Source organism: Streptomyces sp. NPDC001315, assembly GCF_042896175.1.
Classification (GTDB): Bacteria; Actinomycetota; Actinomycetes; order Streptomycetales; family Streptomycetaceae; genus Streptomyces.
In genome coordinates this window covers 531,639-548,469 of sequence record NZ_JBIAWZ010000005.1, presented here as the reverse complement: position 1 = coordinate 548,469, position 16,831 = coordinate 531,639, and the positions used below count along the sequence as shown (strand labels likewise).

Annotated in this window: 14 protein-coding genes and 2 pseudogenes; 10 read left to right on the top strand and 6 right to left on the bottom strand. The window is 72.2% G+C overall.

What is annotated here, in order from left to right; all coding sequences use genetic code 11:
- The first annotated feature begins 206 nt into the window (after window positions 1-206).
- Window positions 207-782: an adenylosuccinate lyase gene (locus tag ACFY16_RS18575; RefSeq protein ID WP_390648172.1), complete on the top strand. Its 576-nt coding sequence runs from the start codon at window positions 207-209 to the stop codon at window positions 780-782.
- Between the two features lie 35 nt (window positions 783-817).
- Here the strand turns inward: ACFY16_RS18575 and ACFY16_RS18570 are convergent, their stop codons facing one another.
- The 4 genes from ACFY16_RS18570 to ACFY16_RS18555 form a co-directional block, all read right to left on the bottom strand.
- Window positions 818-1,342 (bottom strand): GNAT family N-acetyltransferase, encoded by a 525-nt coding sequence (locus ACFY16_RS18570; RefSeq protein ID WP_390648171.1) that lies wholly within the window; start codon window positions 1,340-1,342, stop codon window positions 818-820.
- Complete coding sequence (locus ACFY16_RS18565) at window positions 1,339-1,737, bottom strand: RidA family protein (protein ID WP_390648170.1); 399 nt, start codon at window positions 1,735-1,737, stop codon at window positions 1,339-1,341. Before ACFY16_RS18565 ends, ACFY16_RS18570 begins: the two co-directional genes overlap by 4 nt.
- Window positions 1,738-1,793: 56 nt before the next feature.
- Window positions 1,794-3,371: an alpha/beta hydrolase gene (locus ACFY16_RS18560; protein WP_390648169.1), complete on the bottom strand. Its 1,578-nt coding sequence runs from the start codon at window positions 3,369-3,371 to the stop codon at window positions 1,794-1,796.
- Between the two features lie 134 nt (window positions 3,372-3,505).
- Complete coding sequence (locus tag ACFY16_RS18555) at window positions 3,506-4,546, bottom strand: Rv2578c family radical SAM protein (protein WP_390648168.1); 1,041 nt, start codon at window positions 4,544-4,546, stop codon at window positions 3,506-3,508.
- 180 nt (window positions 4,547-4,726) lie between these two features.
- On the opposite strand from ACFY16_RS18555, the gene ACFY16_RS18550 reads away from it, so the two are divergent.
- The 3 genes and pseudogenes from ACFY16_RS18550 to ACFY16_RS18540 all read left to right on the top strand — a co-directional run.
- Complete coding sequence (locus ACFY16_RS18550; RefSeq protein WP_390648167.1) at window positions 4,727-5,170, top strand: SRPBCC family protein; 444 nt, start codon at window positions 4,727-4,729, stop codon at window positions 5,168-5,170.
- A 162-nt stretch (window positions 5,171-5,332) separates the two neighbouring features.
- Window positions 5,333-7,726, top strand: a complete 2,394-nt coding sequence (locus tag ACFY16_RS18545) for an MFS transporter (RefSeq protein WP_390648166.1) — start codon at window positions 5,333-5,335, stop codon at window positions 7,724-7,726.
- Between the two features lie 50 nt (window positions 7,727-7,776).
- Window positions 7,777-7,920, top strand: a pseudogene (locus ACFY16_RS18540) (SAM-dependent methyltransferase); the annotation flags it as partial.
- On the opposite strand, the pseudogene ACFY16_RS18535 reads toward ACFY16_RS18540, so the two are convergent.
- A pseudogene (locus ACFY16_RS18535) lies at window positions 7,914-8,519 on the bottom strand (sigma factor); the annotation flags it as partial. The pseudogenes ACFY16_RS18540 and ACFY16_RS18535 overlap by 7 nt on opposite strands.
- A 133-nt stretch (window positions 8,520-8,652) precedes the next feature.
- On the opposite strand from ACFY16_RS18535, the gene ACFY16_RS18530 reads away from it, so the two are divergent.
- The 5 genes from ACFY16_RS18530 to ACFY16_RS18510 all read left to right on the top strand — a co-directional run bounded on the left by ACFY16_RS18530 (window position 8,653) and on the right by ACFY16_RS18510 (window position 14,341).
- Complete coding sequence (locus ACFY16_RS18530) at window positions 8,653-9,486, top strand: M55 family metallopeptidase (protein ID WP_390648165.1); 834 nt, start codon at window positions 8,653-8,655, stop codon at window positions 9,484-9,486.
- On the top strand, window positions 9,479-10,783 hold the full coding sequence (locus ACFY16_RS18525) for a M20/M25/M40 family metallo-hydrolase (protein ID WP_390648164.1): 1,305 nt from the start codon (window positions 9,479-9,481) through the stop codon (window positions 10,781-10,783). The genes ACFY16_RS18530 and ACFY16_RS18525 overlap by 8 nt, the downstream gene beginning before the upstream one ends.
- A gap of 16 nt (window positions 10,784-10,799) precedes the next feature.
- A complete protein-coding gene (locus ACFY16_RS18520; RefSeq protein WP_390648163.1) occupies window positions 10,800-12,752 on the top strand; it encodes a prolyl oligopeptidase family serine peptidase in 1,953 nt (650 codons plus the stop codon).
- Complete coding sequence (locus ACFY16_RS18515) at window positions 12,749-13,672, top strand: LD-carboxypeptidase (protein ID WP_390648162.1); 924 nt, start codon at window positions 12,749-12,751, stop codon at window positions 13,670-13,672. The genes ACFY16_RS18520 and ACFY16_RS18515 overlap by 4 nt, the downstream gene beginning before the upstream one ends.
- Window positions 13,673-13,786: 114 nt before the next feature.
- Window positions 13,787-14,341, top strand: a complete 555-nt coding sequence (locus ACFY16_RS18510) for a GNAT family N-acetyltransferase (protein WP_390648161.1) — start codon at window positions 13,787-13,789, stop codon at window positions 14,339-14,341.
- Here ACFY16_RS18510 and ACFY16_RS18505 read toward each other — a convergent pair.
- Window positions 14,313-14,660, bottom strand: a complete 348-nt coding sequence (locus tag ACFY16_RS18505; protein ID WP_390648160.1) for a DUF6204 family protein — start codon at window positions 14,658-14,660, stop codon at window positions 14,313-14,315. The two genes, ACFY16_RS18510 and ACFY16_RS18505, sit on opposite strands and share 29 nt — an antisense overlap.
- A 186-nt stretch (window positions 14,661-14,846) precedes the next feature.
- On the opposite strand from ACFY16_RS18505, the gene ACFY16_RS18500 reads away from it, so the two are divergent.
- A complete protein-coding gene (locus ACFY16_RS18500) occupies window positions 14,847-16,808 on the top strand; it encodes a DUF5107 domain-containing protein (RefSeq protein WP_390648159.1) in 1,962 nt (653 codons plus the stop codon).
- The last annotated feature ends 23 nt before the right edge of the window (window positions 16,809-16,831 follow it).

Here is a 16,831-nt window from a genome sequence, read left to right as displayed (position 1 = left end):
GCCCTGTCCCGGAGCCGGGTCCTGCTGAGGTACACGAGGTACCGAACCGACCGCTCTCGCGCCGGCTGCGTCACCAGGCCGGCACGAGGAGGAACGCGAGTGGGTAACTCGCTCGTCTGAGCTTAACCCGTGGGTAACGAGCGCGCCAGCCCCCGAGTTTGTGATGTAGGTCCCGAGAACCTTGCGACAGCCCTAATCTCGGCTCCATGGACGAAGAGTTGCGATCACTCACGGAGCGCTCACGGAAGGAGTCGGGCGGATCGGCCGACCACGAGCGGCTGACGGCGACCGGGGATCACGACGAACTCGCCGAGGCGCTGACCGCCCCCGGGCAGCCGCTGTGGGCCAGGGAACTGGCCGCGTTCCGGCTGGGGCTGGCGGGCGACCGGCGCGCCTTCGAGGCGCTCGTCCTCCTGCTCAACCACCGGGACCCCCAGCGCTGCGCCTCCGCCGCGTACGCCCTCGCCCGGCTCGGCGACCCCCGCACCGCCCGCGCGGCAGCCGCCCTCGCCACCAACGAACTGCGCGTGGCCTACGCCCTGCACCCGGTCCGGCTCCTGGTGGAGCTGCGCGCCCCCGAGTCCGTGCCGGCACTCATCACCACGCTGCGACGCCGGTTGCGCCCGCACGATCCGTACCGCCGCGTGGCCCTCGCCTGCGTGGACGGGCTCGGCGCCCTGGGCGACGCGCGCGCCAGACCCGTCCTCGACGAGGCGGTCGCGCACCCGGCGCTCGCGGAGGCGGCGGTGCACGCGCTGGCGCGGATCCCGAGGCAGCGGTGACCCGACCCGAGGCGAACCGAGAGGGAAACGACCCGTCAGCCGGCCAACTCCTTGGCGTACCGCACCTCGGGCACCTCCACGCCGCCCACCTCGAACGGCTCCTCGGCGCCGTCCGCCCGGAAGCCCGCCCGCTCGTAGAAGCGCCGGGCGTCGGTGTTCTCCCTGAGCACCCACAGGAACATGCGCGCGTGCCCGGTGGCCGTCCGCTGTCGTACCGACGCCGTCAGCAGCGCCTGACCGATACCGCCGCCGTAATGCCCGGGGTGTACGTAGATCGCGTACAACTCGGCGTCCCCGGTGCGTACTTCACCGTCCCGGTACGCTCCGTGCGCGGCCCAGCCGACGACCTCGCCGGCCCGCTCGGCGACCAGGTTCACCACGCTGCCGTCGCCCTGCGTGAACCAGGTGCGGCGCCGCTCCGTGTCCTCCGCCACGCTGAGGGCGTCGAGGTACGACTGCGGCATGAGGCCCTGGTAAGCGCTCTGCCAGCCGCGGATGCGGATCTCGGACACACGGCCGCAGTCGGCGAGCGTCATGTCCCGGACGACGAGGCCGGTCATGCGCCCACCACCGCGAACGCCTCGATCTCCATCAGGAACTCCGGGCGGACCAGCGCGGCCACCTGCACGGCCGAGGCGGCCGGAAGCCGGTCGTCGGGTATGTGCGCGGCGCGGGCCGCGCGGATCGCGGGCATGTGCGCCATGTCCGTGACGAAGTAGGTGAGTTTGACGACGTCGTCGAAGGTCGCTCCGGCGGCGGTCAGACAGCGCTCCAGGTTCCGGAAGACCTGGTGGGCCTGGACCGCCGGGTCGCCCTCGCCGACGATACTGCCGTCCTCGTCGACGGCGACCTGGCCCGAGACCGCGACGAGGCGGCCGGTGGCCGTGACGACGTGGCTGTACTGCGCGGCGGGGGCGACCCCGTCGGGGGCGGCGATCCTGGTCGGCTCACTCATGCGTCCATCGTGAACCATGGGACTGACAGCGCCTCCGACGGGTCCCGGTCGTGGCCTCAGCCGTGGAAGCCGAGCAGAGCGTGCAGGGTCGAGCCGGGTGCCGACGTGGACGCCACCTTCGAGGTCAGCGGCTTGGGATCGGGCAGGGTCCGGCACACCGCGTCGGCCTCGCCCCGGCCGCGCGGCACCGTGCCGTCGGTCAGGTAGGCCGCCAGGTACTTGTCCAGGCAGGTGTTCCCGCTCAGCGCGATGCCGTGGTTCCCGCCGCCCTGCTCCACCACCAGGCTGGAGTGGGCCAGGAGACGGTGGACCGTCGCGCCGCCCTGGTAGGGGGTGGCCGCGTCGTTCGTCGCCTGGAAGAGCAGGGTCGGCGGCAGTTTGCCGTTGGCGAGGTTCACCGGCCGCTTCGAGTCCGTCGGCCAGAAGGCACACGGCGCGTTGTACCAGGCGTTGCTCCACGTCATGAACGGCGCCTCCTCGTACGCCGCCCAGTTGTCCTTGCGCCACTGGTTCCAGTCGCGCGGCCAGGAGCTGTCACGGCACTGCACCGAGGTGTAGACGCTGTAGCCGTTGTCGCCGGAGGCGTCGACCGCGGCGAAGTTCTCGTACGCCTCGACCAGTGGCTCGGCGTCCTTCTTCGTCACGTATGCCGAGAACGCCTCGGCGAGGTACGGCCAGTAGCCGTTGTAGTAGCCGCCGGGCATGAAGGTGTCCTCCAGCTCCGAGGCCCCCACCTTGCCGCCGGCCGGCTTCTTGGCCAGCGCCGCCCGCATCGCGTACCACTTGGCCTCGACCTCCGCCGGGTCGGTGCCGAGCTCGTACGTCGCGTTGTACTCGGCGATCCAGCTCATCAGCGCCCGGTGACGGTTGTCGAAGGCACGGTCCTGCCCGAGGTTGGCGTCGTACCAGACGCCGGTGGGGTCGACGATGGAGTCGAGGACCAGGCGGCGGACGTGCTGCGGGAAGAGCTTGGCGTACACCGCGCCGAGGTAGGTGCCGTACGAGTAGCCGAGGTAGTTGACCTTCTTCGCGCCGAGTGCCTGCCGGATCGAGTCCATGTCCTGTGCGGCGCTGACCGTGTCGATGTACGGCAGCACGCGCGCGTACTTCTTGCCGCAGGCGTCGGCGAACGCCTTGGCGCGCGCCAGGCCGGCCTTCTCGACGGCCGGCGTGCTCGGCACCGAGTCCGGGCGCACCGGTTCGAAGTGGCCCGGCTCGCAGTCCAGCGCGGGTTTGCTCGCGCCCACTCCGCGCGGATCGAAGCCGATCACGTCGTACTGCGCCGCCACCGCCTCGGGCAGCGAGGACGCGACGAAGCCGGCGAGGGTCAGACCGCTGCCGCCCGGGCCACCTGGGTTGACCAGCAGGGGACCCTGGTACTTGGTCGCGGTGTGCGGGACCCGGGACAGCGCGAGCGTGACCTGCTGCCCGCGCGGGTTCGCGTGATCGAGCGGCACCTCGAGGGACGCGCACTGGAGTTTCGGATAGTCGGTGGTGCCGCACTTCTTCCAGGTGACCTTGGCGGCGGGGGCGGTGTCCGCGGTCCACGACGGGCTCGCGTCGGCGGGCACGGCCGTGAGCGTTCCGGCCACGACGGCGGCGGCCGCGCACAGCACGGCTGCGCGTTTCCTCATGCAGTCCTCCCAGGACGGAGGGGGTCGGACCGAGAGGTTCACGGTCCCCGCCGCATCGTCCCGGAAAGCGCGCCCGGAAGGACGCGTTCTGGCATTACTTGACCCAATTGCGCGCCGGATGCGCTCGAACGCTCTCAGATCAGCGAGAGTTGGGTCGGTTCGGACATCGGCGCCTGTTCGGGTTCAGGGGGCTGGATCCGCCGGTTCGCTCCCGCGCGCGCGGGGCCGATGCCGTACTCCTGGGCCAGTTCGTGGACCTGACGGGTGACCCGGCGCTGATACCACTTCGGTGCGTAGGCGCCCTCCGCGTACAGCCGCTCGTAACGGCGCACCAGCTGCGGATGGTGCTGCCCCAGCCAGGCCATGAACCACTCGCGGGCACCCGGGCGCAGGTGCAGGACCAGGGGAGTGACGGACGTGGCCCCCGAGGCCGCGATCGCCCGCACGGTGGCCCGCAGTTGGGCCGGGTGGTCGCTCAGGAAGGGGATCACCGGCGCCATCAGCACACCGCAGCCGATGCCCTGGTCGGTCAGGGTCCGTACGACGTCCAGGCGGCGCTCCGGGGTCGGGGTGCCGGGCTCCACGGTGCGCCACAGCCCGGGGTCGGTGAAACCGACGGAGACGGAGATGCCGACGTCCGTCACCTGCGCGGCCTGGGTCAGCAGGTCGAGGTCGCGCAGGATCAGCGTGCCCTTCGTCAGGATCGAGAAGGGGTTCGCGCGGTCGCGCAGGGCGGTCAGGATGCCCGGCATCAGCTGGTAGCGACCCTCCGCGCGCTGGTAGCAGTCGACGTTCGTGCCCATCGCGATGTGCTCGCCCTGCCAGCGGCGCGAGGCGAGCTGGCGGCGCAGCAGCTCCGGAGCGTTGACCTTGACCACGATCTGGCTGTCGAAACCGAGGCCCGTGTCGAGGTCCAGGTAACTGTGCGTCTTGCGGGCGAAGCAGTACACGCACGCGTGCGTGCAGCCCCGGTAGGGGTTGACCGTCCACTCGAAGGGCATGCGCGAGGCGCCCGGCACCCGGTTGATGATCGAGCGGGCCCGGATCTCGTGGAAGGTGATCCCCGCGAACTCCGGGGTGTCGAACGTACGGGTGGTCACCGCGTCCGCGCCGAACAGCGCGGTATCGGCCGCGCGCTCGTGGCCGGACTCCGCTGCGAGGTTCTCCCAGCGCATGACACCTCCTCGGTAGCACTGTCCCCAGATTAGAACATGTGTTCCCATGATCGTGCGGGCACCGATCCCGATCGGGTCGTGCACCCTGTTCGATCACTTCCGAGACCCCGATTTGGGTGGCCGGGGAGAGGGGTGGTTGGCTTGCTCCAACCCCGAGAACTCAGGTGCTGGAGGAAGTCCATGGCGCAGGTCGAGGCCACTACGGAGCGGGTCGTCGCGGCGGACGCGGAGAAGGTGTTCGACGCCCTCGCCGACTACAGCGGCACGCGTGTGAAGCTCCTGCCCGAGCACTTCAGCGAGTACGAGGTGCGCGAGGGCGGCGACGGCGAGGGCACCCTCGTCCACTGGAAGCTCCAGGCCACCAGCAAGCGCGTGCGCGACTGCCTGCTGGAGGTCAGTGAGCCGACCGACGGCGAGCTCGTCGAGAAGGACCGCAACTCCTCCATGGTCACCACCTGGCGCGTCACCCCGGCCGGTGAGGGATCCTCCCGCGTCGTCGTGACCACCACCTGGAAGGGCGCCGGCGGCATCGGTGGCTTCTTCGAGAAGACCTTCGCCCCCAAGGGTCTCGGCCGGATCTACGACGCGATCCTCGCCAAGCTCGCGTCCGAGGTCGAGAAGTAGGATTTCCCGGCCCAAAGGGCCGGTCCTGATGGGGCGTTGGTCCCCTCACCGGTTCGAGTGGATCTCCATATTGCGCGCGGTTGTGCCGTAACTCGTCGCGCTTGCTCGCAGTTGTCGCTTTAAGCGGGAATTGTGTGGCAGGCGTGACGAGGGGAGCGGTACGTGGGCGGGATCACTCTGGTGAAGGGCGAGCCGACGACGGCGCCCCCGGACGCCCCCGCTCCCGAGCCGGCCGCAACCGCGGAACTGGCCCCGCGCCGGATCCGGTTGGTCTTCTCCGGGCTGATGCTCGCGCTGCTCCTGGCCGCCCTGGACCAGATGATCGTGGCCACCGCGCTCCCGAAGATCGTCGGCGAGCTGCACGGACTGGACAGGATGTCCTGGGCGATCACCGCCTATCTGCTCACCTCCACGATCGGACTTCCGGTCTACGGCAAGCTCGGCGACCTCCTCGGCCGCAAGGGCGTCTTCCAGTTCGCGATCGTCGTCTTCCTCGTCGGCTCCGCGCTCGCCGGTCGCGCGCAGACCATGGACCAGCTGATCGCCTTCCGCGCCGTGCAGGGCGTCGGCGCCGGCGGGCTCATGATCGGCGTGCAGGCGATCATCGCCGACATCGTGCCGCCACGGCAGCGCGGCCGGTTCATGGGCCTGATCGGAGCGGCCTTCGGCCTGGCCTCCGTGGCGGGCCCGCTGTTGGGTGGTTACTTCACGGACCACCTGTCCTGGCGGTGGTGCTTCTACTTCAACGTGCCCTTCGGTCTGGTGACCCTCGCCGTCGTCACCGTCGTACTCAAGCTGCCGAAGCCCGACGTCAAGCCGCGCCTCGACGTCCTCGGCGCCCTGCTGCTCGCCGCCGCCTCCACCTGCCTGGTCCTGCTGACCAGTTGGGGCGGCACCGAATACGCCTGGGACTCACGCGTCATCCTCGGCCTCGGCGCCGGAGCGGTCGTCACCACCGTCCTCTTCCTCGTCGCCGAGCACCACGCCGCCGAACCCCTCATCCCGCTCAGGCTGTTCCGGGACGCCGTCTTCAACGTCACGGGTCTGGTGGGCCTGGTCGTCGGTGTCGCGCTGTTCGGCGCCGCGAGCTACCTGCCGACCTTCCTCCAGATGGTCGACGGAGCGAGCGCCACTGAGTCCGGGCTGCTGATGCTGCCCATGATGGGCGGCATCGTCGGCGCCTCCATCGTCTCCGGGCAGCTCATCAGCCACACCGGCCACTACAAGATCTACCCCGTCCTGGGCGGCGCGCTGTCCGCCGTCGGCATGTGGCTGCTGTCCCGGCTCGAGGTCGACACGCCCCGGCTGCACTACAGCATCTGGATGGCCGTCCTCGGCGCCGGCATCGGCATGGTGATGCCGGTCCTGGTCCTCGCCGTGCAGAACTCCGTGCGCCCCACCGACCTCGGCACCGCCACCAGCGCCAACAACTACTTCCGGCAGATCGGCGGCAGCGTGGGCGCCGCGATCTTCGGCACCCTCTTCGCCGGCCGGCTCTCCGACGCCCTCGAAGAACGCCTCCCCGCGCGCGCGGGCGCCCGCCTCCCCGATCCGGAGTCCCTCACCCCGCAGCTCGTCCACGCGCTGCCCCCGGCGCTGCGCGACGCCTACATCAGGGCCTACGCCGACGCCATGCCGCGGATCTTCCTCTACCTCGTGCCGGTGCTCGTCCTCGGCCTGTTCATCGCCTTCTTCCTCAAGGAGAAACCACTGGTGTCCCACAACACCCCCGCCGCCGCGACACAGGAGTCCGCGCACGCGCACGCCACCGTTCCGCAGGCCCGTTCGCCGTACGCCGCGGGAATCCCCGTCTGCGGCACGGTGCAGCACCCCGACGGGACCGTCGTGCCCCGCGCTGCCCTCACCCTCATCGACGCCGTCGGAGCGCAGATCGGCCGGGGCGCGAGCGGCGAGGACGGGCGGTACGCGCTCTCGACGCCGGGATCCGGGGCGTACGTCCTGATCGCCGCCGCGGGCGGACACCAGCCCCAGGCCGTCTCCGTGACCGTCGGTGAGCGCCCCGTCGAGCTGGATGTCGTCCTCGGCGGCGCCGGACGCCTCGCGGGCGCCGTACTGACCGCCGACGGCACGCCCGTGCGGGACGCCACCGTCACCCTCACCAACGTCCATGGCGAGGTCGTGGCCAGCACCCGCAGCGCGCGCGAGGGCGGCTACGTGATCACCGAGCTGGTGGCCGGCGAGTACACCCTCGCCGCGAGCGCGCCCGCCTTCCGCCCGGCCGCGCTCCCCGTCACGGTCCAGGCCTCCCGGGAGACCCGGCAGGACGTCGAACTCGCGGGCGGCGCAGTCCTGCGCGGCACCGTGCGGGCCGGCGGCGGGCGGGCCGTCGAGGACGCGCGCGTGACCCTGCTCGACGCGGCGGGCAACGTCGTCGACACGCTCACCACCGGACCTGACGGAACGTTCCGGTTCGTGGACCTGTCCTCCGGCGAGTACACCGTGATCGCTGCCGGGTATCCCCCTGTGGCCACCGTGCTGCAAGTGGCGGGCGGTGGACGCACGGAACGGGACCTCCAGCTGGGCCACGAGGACTGACCCGGCGCAAGGGGGGCGGGCGGGCCCGCCCGCCGGAGCGCCGCGGTGAAACCCGGACCCGCTTCCTCGCCGACCGCTTCCCGCACGTCATGGGCGCCGCCCTGCCGCCGCGGCCCTGGACCACGCCCGGCACGCCGACCTCGCGGGGCAGGCGGCGTACCGGCTGCTCGACGCCGCCGAGAAGAGCGAGCAGCGAGACCAGCGCGTCGAAGTCGCCGGCCCGGGTGGCGGCCCGGGTGGCGGCCAGGAACGCGTCCACGACCGCCCGCTGCCCCGTCAGGTCGGGTGTGGCGGCCGGCGCGGCGCCCTTGACCCGCGCCGCGCCCGGCTCGTCGGTTGCCGCGTGCCGGCCGAGGTGCGCTCGATCAGCGGGCCGATCGCGTCGAAGGGCACCGCGAACATGTCGTGCAGGACGAACGCCAGCGCTCGGCCGGTGCCGGCGTGTCGAGCACCACCGGCAGCGCGACCCCGACCGAGTCGGCCGGCAGCGCCTCCTCCTCCGGGTCGCCGCCGTCCCGCGGCCCGAGTGCCGGGTCGGTCACCTGGACGTCGAGGGGTTCCTCGCGCCGGGCCCGCCGTGAGCGCAGCGTGTCGAGGCAGATCCGCCCCACGACCGTGGTCAGCCGGCCCGTGACGTTCCCCACATCGCCGACATCGGCGCGACCGGCCCGCAGCCATGCCTCCTGCACGGCGTCCTCGGCCTCACTCGGCGAGCCCGGCATCCGGTAGGCACGGCCCGCAAGTGGGCCCGGTCCGCCTCCAGTTGCTCCGCCGCCAGTAGGTGTTCGGTCATCGCTCGCGTTCCCCGTTCGCGGTGTGCCGGAGGGCCTGGTGGGACGCGCCAAACCTGGGGACCCGGCTTTGGGCCGCCGACGGAGACGGCGGGTCCTGGCCGGTTCTCCCGTCGACGCGTAACGTGGCGCACCATGAAGATCCTGATCAGCGCCGACATGGAGGGTGCCACCGGCGTCACCTGGCCGGCCGACGTGCTGCCGGGGACTCCGCAGTGGGAGCGGTGCCGGTCGATGTTCACCTCGGACGTGAACGCCGCCGTGCTCGGCTTCTTCGACGGGGGTGCCGACGAGGTGCTCATCAACGAGGCCCACTGGAGCATGCGCAATCTGCTGCTGGAGCGGCTCGACGAGCGGGCGCAGATGCTCACCGGGCGGCACAAGGCGCTGTCCATGGTGGAGGGCGTGCAGCACGGCGACGTCGACGGCATCGCGTTCGTCGGCTACCACGCGGGCGCCGGCGCCGAGGGAGTCCTGGCGCACACCTACCTCGCGAACTCGATCACCGGGGTGTGGGTGAACGACGTACGGGCCAGCGAGGGGCTGCTCAACGCGCATGTGGTCGCCGAGTACGGGGTGCCCGTCATCCTCGTCACCGGCGACGACGTGGCCTGCGAGGATGCGCTGGGGTACGCGCCGGAGGCGCTGAAGGTCGCGGTCAAGGACCATGTGTCGCGGTACGCGGCCGTGTGCCGTACGCCGGCCAGGACCGCCGCCGACATCCGGGCGGCGGCCAAGGAGGCAGCCGCGCTGGCGGTGCGCCACGAGCCGGTGGTCGGGGGCCCGTTCACGATCGCCCTGGAGTTCGACGCCGAGCACCTGGCGATGGCGGCCACCGTGGTGCCGGGCGTGGACCGGATCGGGGAGCGGAAGGTCGCGTACACCAGCGACACCATGTACGAGGGGATCCGCAGCTTCAAGGCGGTCACCACGATCGTCTCGGCTGCGGTGGAGGAGCAGTATGGCTGACGAGCAGGCACTGGACGAGGTCGTCCGGTTCACGTCCGACCTGATCCGGATCGACACCACCAACCGGGGTGGCGGGGACTGCCGGGAGCGGCCCGCCGCCGAGTACGCCGCCGAGCAGTTGGCCGGGGCGGGGCTCGAGCCCGTGCTGCTGGAGCGGACCCCGGGGCGGACCAACGTCGTCGCCCGTATCGAGGGCACCGATCCGTCGGCGGACGCGCTGCTCGTCCACGGTCATCTGGATGTGGTGCCGGCGCAGGCCGAGGACTGGAGTGTGCATCCGTTCTCCGGCGAGGTGCGCGACGGGGTCGTGTGGGGGCGTGGCGCCGTCGACATGAAGAACATGGACGCGATGATCCTCGCCGTGGTGCGGGACTGGGCGCGCAACGGCGTGCGGCCCCGGCGGGACATCGTCGTGGCGTTCACCGCGGACGAGGAGGCCAGCGCCGAGGACGGTTCGGGCTTTCTCGCCGACCGGCACCCCGGGCTGTTCGAGGGGTGCACGGAGGGCGTCAGCGAGTCGGGTGCGTTCACCTTCCACGACGGCGGTGGGCGGCAGATCTATCCCATCGCCGCCGGTGAGCGTGGCACGGGCTGGCTGAAGCTCACCGCGCGCGGGCGGGCCGGGCACGGCTCCAAGGTCAACCGTGAGAACGCGGTGACGCGGCTGTCCGCCGCGATCACCCGCATCGGCGAGCACGAGTGGCCGCTGCGGCTCACCCCGACCGTGCGCGCGGCCCTCACCGAACTCGCCGCCCTGTACGGCGTCGACGCCGACCTGTCCGACGTGGACGCGCTGCTGGAGAAGCTCGGCCCCGCCGCCAAGCTCGTCGAGGCGACCGTCCGCAACAGCGCCAACCCGACGATGCTGGACGCCGGTTACAAGGTCAACGTGATCCCGGGGGAGGCCGTCGCGTACGTCGACGGACGCTATCTGCCCGGCGGCGAGGAGGAGTTCCGCACCACCCTCGACCGGCTGACCGGGCCGGACGTGGAGTGGGAGTTCCACCATCGTGAGGTCGCCCTGCAGGCGCCGGTGGACTCGCCGACGTTCGCGCAAATGAGCGCCGCGGTCAAGGAGTTCGCGCCCGAGGGGCACGTGGTGCCGTACTGCATGTCGGGCGGCACGGACGCCAAGCAGTTCTCGCGGCTCGGCATCACCGGCTACGGGTTCGCGCCGCTGAAGCTGCCGGAGGGCCTCGACTACCAGGCCCTCTTCCACGGGGTCGACGAGCGTGTCCCCGTGGAGGCGTTGCACTTCGGTGTCCGCGTCCTCGACCGTTTCCTGCGGACGGCCTAGGCGAGTGGGGGAGAACGTGCAGACCCTGGCCTACGGTTCCTGGCCCTCGCCCATCGACGCGGCTCTCGCCGCTGCCCATGACGGGCACCCCGAGTACGTCGGCTTCGTCGGCGACGAGGTGTGGTGGACGGCGCCACGGCCCGCCGAGGGTGGTCGGCGCACCCTGGTCCGACGGCGCGCCGACGGCACCGAGGAGTCCGTGCTGCCCGCGCCGTGGAACGTGCGCAGCCGCGTCATCGAGTACGGCGGACAGCCCTGGGCCGGAGTCCTGCGGGACGGCGAGCCGCTCGTGGTGTTCGTGAACTTCGCCGACCAGCGGCTGTACCGGTTCGAGCCCGGCGGCGAGCCGCGCCCGCTCACCCCGGTCTCCCCGGTGGGCGGCGGACTGCGCTGGGCGGAGCCGCAACTGCGCCTGGACCGCGGGGAGGTGTGGTGCGTGCTGGAGGAGTTCACCGGCGACGGGCCCACCGACGTCCGCCGGGTCCTGGCCGCCGTACCGCTGGACGGCTCGGCCGCGCAGGACCGGGACGCCGTACGTGAACTCGGCGACGACCGGCACCGGTTCGTGACCGGGCCGCGGCTCTCGCCCGACGGGCGGCGGGCCGCCTGGCTCGCCTGGGACCATCCGCGGATGCCGTGGGACGGCACGGAGCTGGTAGTGGCGGAGGTCGGCGACGACGGCACCTTCCGGGAGGCCCGGACGGTGGCCGGCGGGCCGGAGGAGTCCATCGCGCAGGTCGACTGGTCGACCGACGGCTGTCTACTGTATGCAAGCGACCGTATGGGCTGGTGGAACCTGTACCAGGACGGCGAGCCCCTCTGCCCCCGCGAGGAGGAGTTCGGCGGCCCCCTGTGGAAGCTCGGGCACCGCTGGTTCGCCCCGCTGGAGAGCGGACTGGTCGCCGTCGTGCACGGCCGTGGCGCGACCGCACTCGGGATACTCGATCCCGAGACCGGCGAGGTCGTCGACGCGGCCGGCCCCTGGACCGAGTTCGCGCCCACGCTGGCGGTGCACGGCGAGCGGGTCGTGGCCGTCGGCGCCAGCCCGCGCAGCGCCTACGAGATCGTCGAGCTGGACACCCGAACCGGCCGGGCCAGGGTCGTCGGCTCCCCCCACACCGACGCCGTGGACCCGGCCCACTACCCCGAGCCGCTGATCCGTACCTTCACCGGCCCCGACGGACGCGACATCCACGCGCACATCTACCCGCCGCACCACCCGGGGTACGCCGCACCCGCCGCCGAACTGCCGCCGTACGTCGTCTGGGCGCACGGCGGGCCCACCGGGCACGCGCCGCTCGTGCTCGACCTGGAGATCGCCTACTTCACCTCGCGCGGCATCGGCGTCGCCGAGGTCAACTACGGCGGCTCGACCGGGTACGGCCGGGAGTACCGCAACCGGCTGCGCGAGCAGTGGGGCGTCGTCGACGTCGAGGACTGCGCGGCCGTCGCGCTCGCCCTCGCCGACGAGGGCACCGCCGACCGCGACCGGCTCGCCATCCGTGGCGGCAGCGCCGGCGGCTGGACCACCGCCGCCTCCCTCACCAGCACCGACGTCTACGCCTGCGGCACGATCATCTATCCCATCCTCGACCTTGCCGGCTGGGCCACCGGGGAGACCCACGACTTCGAGTCGCAGTACCTGGAGAGCCTGGTCGGGCCGCTCGCCGAGGTACCCGCCCGGTACGCGCAGCGCTCGCCGGTGGAGCACGCCGACCGGGTCACCGCGCCCTTCCTGCTTCTCCAGGGCCTGGACGACGTGATCTGCCCGCCCGCGCAGTGCGAACGGTTCCTCGCCCGGATGCGGGGCAGGGGGGTGCCGCACGCGTACATCGCCTTCGAGGGGGAGGGGCACGGGTTCCGGCGCGCCGAGACCATGGTGCGCGTCCTGGAGTCCGAACTCTCCCTGTACGCGCAGGTGTTCGCGCTGAACCCGCCCGGCATTGCGACCTTGGAGCTCGTCAAGTGAAGCAACTCCTGCGACCGCCCCGGCTCGCCCCCGGCGCCCGGGTGACCGTCGTGGCGCCCAGCGGGCCCGTGGCGGAGGAGCGGCTTCAGGCCGGCCTCGATGTGCTGCGTGGCTGGGACCTCGACCCGGTGGCCGCACCTCATGTGCTCGACCGGCACGGCGAGCTGGACTACCTCGCCGGCGCGGACGTGGACCGAGCCGCCGACCTCCAGAACGCCTGGTGCGATCCGTCGGTCGACGCCGTGCTGTGCGCGCGGGGCGGGTACGGGGCCCAGCGGATGGTCGACCTGCTCGACTGGACGGCGATGCGGGCGGCCGGACCGAAGGTGTTCGTCGGCTTCAGTGACATCACCGTGCTGCACCAGGCCTTCGCCACCCGCCTCGACCTGGTCACGTTGCACGGGCCCGCGGCCGCCGGCGTGGACTTCATCAAGAGCGCGCGGGCCCAGGAGCACCTGCGGGCCACACTGTTCGCGCCCGAGACGGTCCGCACCCTCACCTCGGGCGGCGGTGCGCTCACCCCCGGGCGGGCGCGCGGCGTCACCCTCGGCGGCTGTCTGAGCATGCTCGCCTCCGACCTCGGCACCCCCCATGCCCACCCGGGCGCCAGGGGTGGGCTGCTGATGCTCGAGGACGTCGGCGAGCGGGCGTACCGGATCGACCGGATGCTGACCCAGCTCCTGCGCACGGGCTGGCTCGACGGCGTCGCCGGGATCGCGCTGGGGTCCTGGGCCGGCTGTGGTCCGTACGACGAGGTGCGCGCCGTCCTCGCCGACCGCCTCGGCGGCCTGGGCGTCCCCGTCGTGGAGGAGCTCGGATTCGGCCACGGCGAAGGGGCGCTGACGGTTCCCTTCGGGGTGACCGCCGAACTCGACACGGACACCGGCACGTTGACGCTCGACGAGCCCGCGCTGAGCTGAGCGGCCGGGCCGGCCCGTCCGCTGCGGACGGCGCTGCTCGCCGCCGGGGCCATCGGTGCCCTGTACGGGCGTATTCCAGGAAGCGCGGGTGACGGGCCGTCGTAGGGTGGAGGGATGCCGCACACCGTATCCCGCTACCTCGCCGAGGGCCCCCGCGTGGGTATACGTCACTTCACCTACGAGGACGGTGCCGAGTTCACCGCCCGGGTCCGGGAGAGCAAGGACCTGCACCACCCGTGGCTGTTCCCGCCGGACACCGCCGACGCGTACACCGCCTACGCGGGCCGGCTGATCGAGGACCGGACGAAGGCCGGGTTCCTGGTCTGCGAGAAGGACGAGGGCGGCGCCATCGCCGGGTTCGTCAACATCAACAACATCGTCGAGGGCGCCTTCCTCAGCGGCGCCCTCGGCTACGGCGCCTTCGCGCACGCGGTCGGGCGCGGACTGATGCGTGAGGCGCTGGACCTCGTGGTGGGGTACGCGTTCGGGCCGATGCGGCTGCACCGGCTGGAGATCAACATGCAGCCCGCCAACACCGCGTCGGTCGCCCTCGCCCGCAGCTGCGGCTTCCGCCTGGAGGGCTTCTCACCCAACATGCTCCACATCGACGGTGCCTGGCGGGACCACGAACGCTGGGCCGTCACCGCCGAGATGCGGGCTTCCGGTTGACCTTCATCGTGTCGAGGTCCGTGACCGTCGACTTCAGCGCGCCGAAGCCGTAGCCGAGTCCCCGCAGGGCGGCCTCGGCGCGGTCCTCCGCGATCGCGCCCGCCATCTCCTCGCCGTCCGCCGCGTCCGACACCACGACGTAGCGCATCGAGAAGTGCTTCAGCGGCACCGGCTCGTACGACAGGGAGCCCTCCTCGCAGAACCGCATGCTCGCCATGCCGTGCTCGGGGGCTTCGGCGAGCAGCCGGGCACGGGCCTCGTCGGTGAGTCCGTCCCAGGTTCCCCGGACGATCACCCGGTAGGTGTGCTGCTCGCTCATGTGCCGTTCCGCTCCCTCACGCAATCCTTTGGACGCCCGACTCTACGCCGACGACGGTGAACCGTATACGAAATATCGCGTGCAGAGCAGGAGGGCCCGCCACGCCGCTCGCCGAGGTCGTCGTGGGCGGCTTTGCGTAATCCTGACCGTTAGCTCCCCTGGGCAGGGCACCGGTTGCCGGGTTCCATGGTGATCGTGACGACGATCCGACGTGACGTAGTGACAATGCCCGCCGCACAGCTGGGCCCGGACAACCCGCTCCCGCCGCTGAGCCCCCTCGATGAGCTCCACCGCATCGACGACCGGGACCGGGAGGAGCTCCCGAGGGACATGGCCCGGCAGGTGGGACACGCACCACTGCGCAGCCTGCTGCCCGTGCGGGTGCGGGACGGGTACGGGCGGACGCGCGAACCCCGCGACATCGACGCCCTCGTGATCGAGAACGACCGCCTGCGCGCCACGGTATTCCCCGCGCTCGGCGGCCGGATCGCGTCCCTCCTCCACAAGCCGACCGGCCGTGAACTCCTCTACCGCAACCCGGTGTTCCAGCCGGCCGACTTCGCCCTCAACGGCGCCTGGTACTCCGGCGGCATCGAGTGGAACATCGGCGCGACCGGCCACACCACCCTCTCCTGCTCGCCCCTGCACGCCGCCCGCGTCTCCGCCCCCGACGGCGGCGACATGCTGCGCCTGTGGGAGTGGGAACGGCTGCGCGACCTGCCCTTCCAGGTCGACCTGTGGCTGCCGGAGGGCTCCGACTTCCTCTACGTCGGCGTCCGCGTCCGCAATCCGCACCAGCACCCCGTGCCCACCTACTGGTGGTCCAACATCGCCGTGCCCGAGGAGCGCCGGGTGCTCGCCCCCGCCGAGGAGGCGTGGCAGTTCGGCTACGAGCGGCGGCTGCGCAGGGTGCCTGTCCCGTCGTACGACGGAACCGACCGCACGTACCCGCTCAACAGCACCTTCGCCGCCGACTACTTCTACGAGGTGCCCGACGGCCGGCGGCGCTGGATCGCCGCGCTCGACGGCGACGGGCACGGGCTGGTGCAGACGTCCACCGACGTGCTGCGCGGCCGCAAGCTGTTCGTGTGGGGCACGGGGACCGGCGGGCGGCGCTGGCAGGAATGGCTCACCGAGCCGGGCACCGGCGGCTACTGCGAGATCCAGGCGGGGCTCGCCCGTACCCAGCTGGAGCACGTACGCCTGGAGGCGGAGAGCGAGGTGTCGTGGCTGGAGGCGTACGGGCCGCTGACCGCACCGCCGGAGGGGGAATGGGCCGACGTGCTGTGTGAGGCGGAGGAGCGGCTCGAAGCCGTCCTCCCGCGCGCCGACGTCGACGCCGCCTACGAGGCGTGGCGGCCGCACGCCGACACCGAGCCCGGCGAGATCCTTGCCACCGGCTCCGGCTGGGGCGCGCTCGAGGTGCTGCGCGCCGACTGGAAGCTGCCCGGCACGCCCTTCGGCGAACACACCCTCGGCGACGCCCAGGCCCCGTGGCGTGAACTGCTGCGCACCGGGTCCTTCCCCGAGCCACGCCGGGTACGGCCGCCCGGCTGCACGCTCGTCGCCCCGCAGTGGCGGGACATGCTGGAGACCGCGCCCGCTACCCCGCTCACCGAATACCACCTGGGTGTCGCCCAGTGGCACGCCGGCGACCGGGCGCAGGCGGTGCGCAGCTGGGAACGGGCCCTCGAACTCGCGCCTTCCGTCTGGCCGTTGCTGCGCTGCCTCGCGGTCGCCGACCGGGAGAGCGGCAACCTCGAGCGGGCCGCCGACCGGTACGCGGACGCCTTCGAGGACCTGTGCCACGAGCGGCGCGACAACGGCGAGTCGTGGACGGCGGCCACCACCGCGCTCGGCCGTGAGACGGTCGAGGCGCTGCTCGCCGTACGGCGGCCGGCGGCGGCGCGGGCCGTGTGGGAGCGGCTGCACCCGCGGACCCGGGCGCGCGGCCGGTTCCGGCTGCTGGAGGCCGAAATCCTCTATGCGGAGGGAAGGCACGCTGCGGCACGCGCCGTCTTCGCCGCGGGCTTCGAGGTAGCCGACCTGAGGGAGGGCGCCGAGGACCTCGGCCGGCTGTGGGCCCGGGTGAGCGACGCACCGCTCCCGGCGCCCTACGACTTCCGCATGCGACCATCCGCGCCCTGAGGCGCGGGGAAGGCGACGCCGGG

Excerpts from the sequence above, each read along its gene's own strand:
- ACFY16_RS18555 (WP_390648168.1), bottom strand. The coding sequence starts at position 4,546 with ATGCGCTGGGAGAACCTCGCAGCGGAGTCCGGCCACGAGCGCGCGGCC.
- ACFY16_RS18570 (WP_390648171.1), bottom strand. The coding sequence starts at position 1,342 with ATGACCGGCCTCGTCGTCCGGGACATGACGCTCGCCGACTGCGGCCGT.
- ACFY16_RS18510 (WP_390648161.1), top strand. The coding sequence starts at position 13,787 with ATGCCGCACACCGTATCCCGCTACCTCGCCGAGGGCCCCCGCGTGGGT.
- ACFY16_RS18500 (WP_390648159.1), top strand. The coding sequence starts at position 14,847 with ATGGTGATCGTGACGACGATCCGACGTGACGTAGTGACAATGCCCGCC.
- ACFY16_RS18550 (WP_390648167.1), top strand. The coding sequence starts at position 4,727 with ATGGCGCAGGTCGAGGCCACTACGGAGCGGGTCGTCGCGGCGGACGCG.
- ACFY16_RS18565 (WP_390648170.1), bottom strand. The coding sequence starts at position 1,737 with ATGAGTGAGCCGACCAGGATCGCCGCCCCCGACGGGGTCGCCCCCGCC.
- ACFY16_RS18575 (WP_390648172.1), top strand. The coding sequence starts at position 207 with ATGGACGAAGAGTTGCGATCACTCACGGAGCGCTCACGGAAGGAGTCG.
- ACFY16_RS18505 (WP_390648160.1), bottom strand. The coding sequence starts at position 14,660 with ATGAGCGAGCAGCACACCTACCGGGTGATCGTCCGGGGAACCTGGGAC.
- ACFY16_RS18530 (WP_390648165.1), top strand. The coding sequence starts at position 8,653 with ATGAAGATCCTGATCAGCGCCGACATGGAGGGTGCCACCGGCGTCACC.
- ACFY16_RS18560 (WP_390648169.1), bottom strand. The coding sequence starts at position 3,371 with ATGAGGAAACGCGCAGCCGTGCTGTGCGCGGCCGCCGCCGTCGTGGCC.
- ACFY16_RS18525 (WP_390648164.1), top strand. The coding sequence starts at position 9,479 with ATGGCTGACGAGCAGGCACTGGACGAGGTCGTCCGGTTCACGTCCGAC.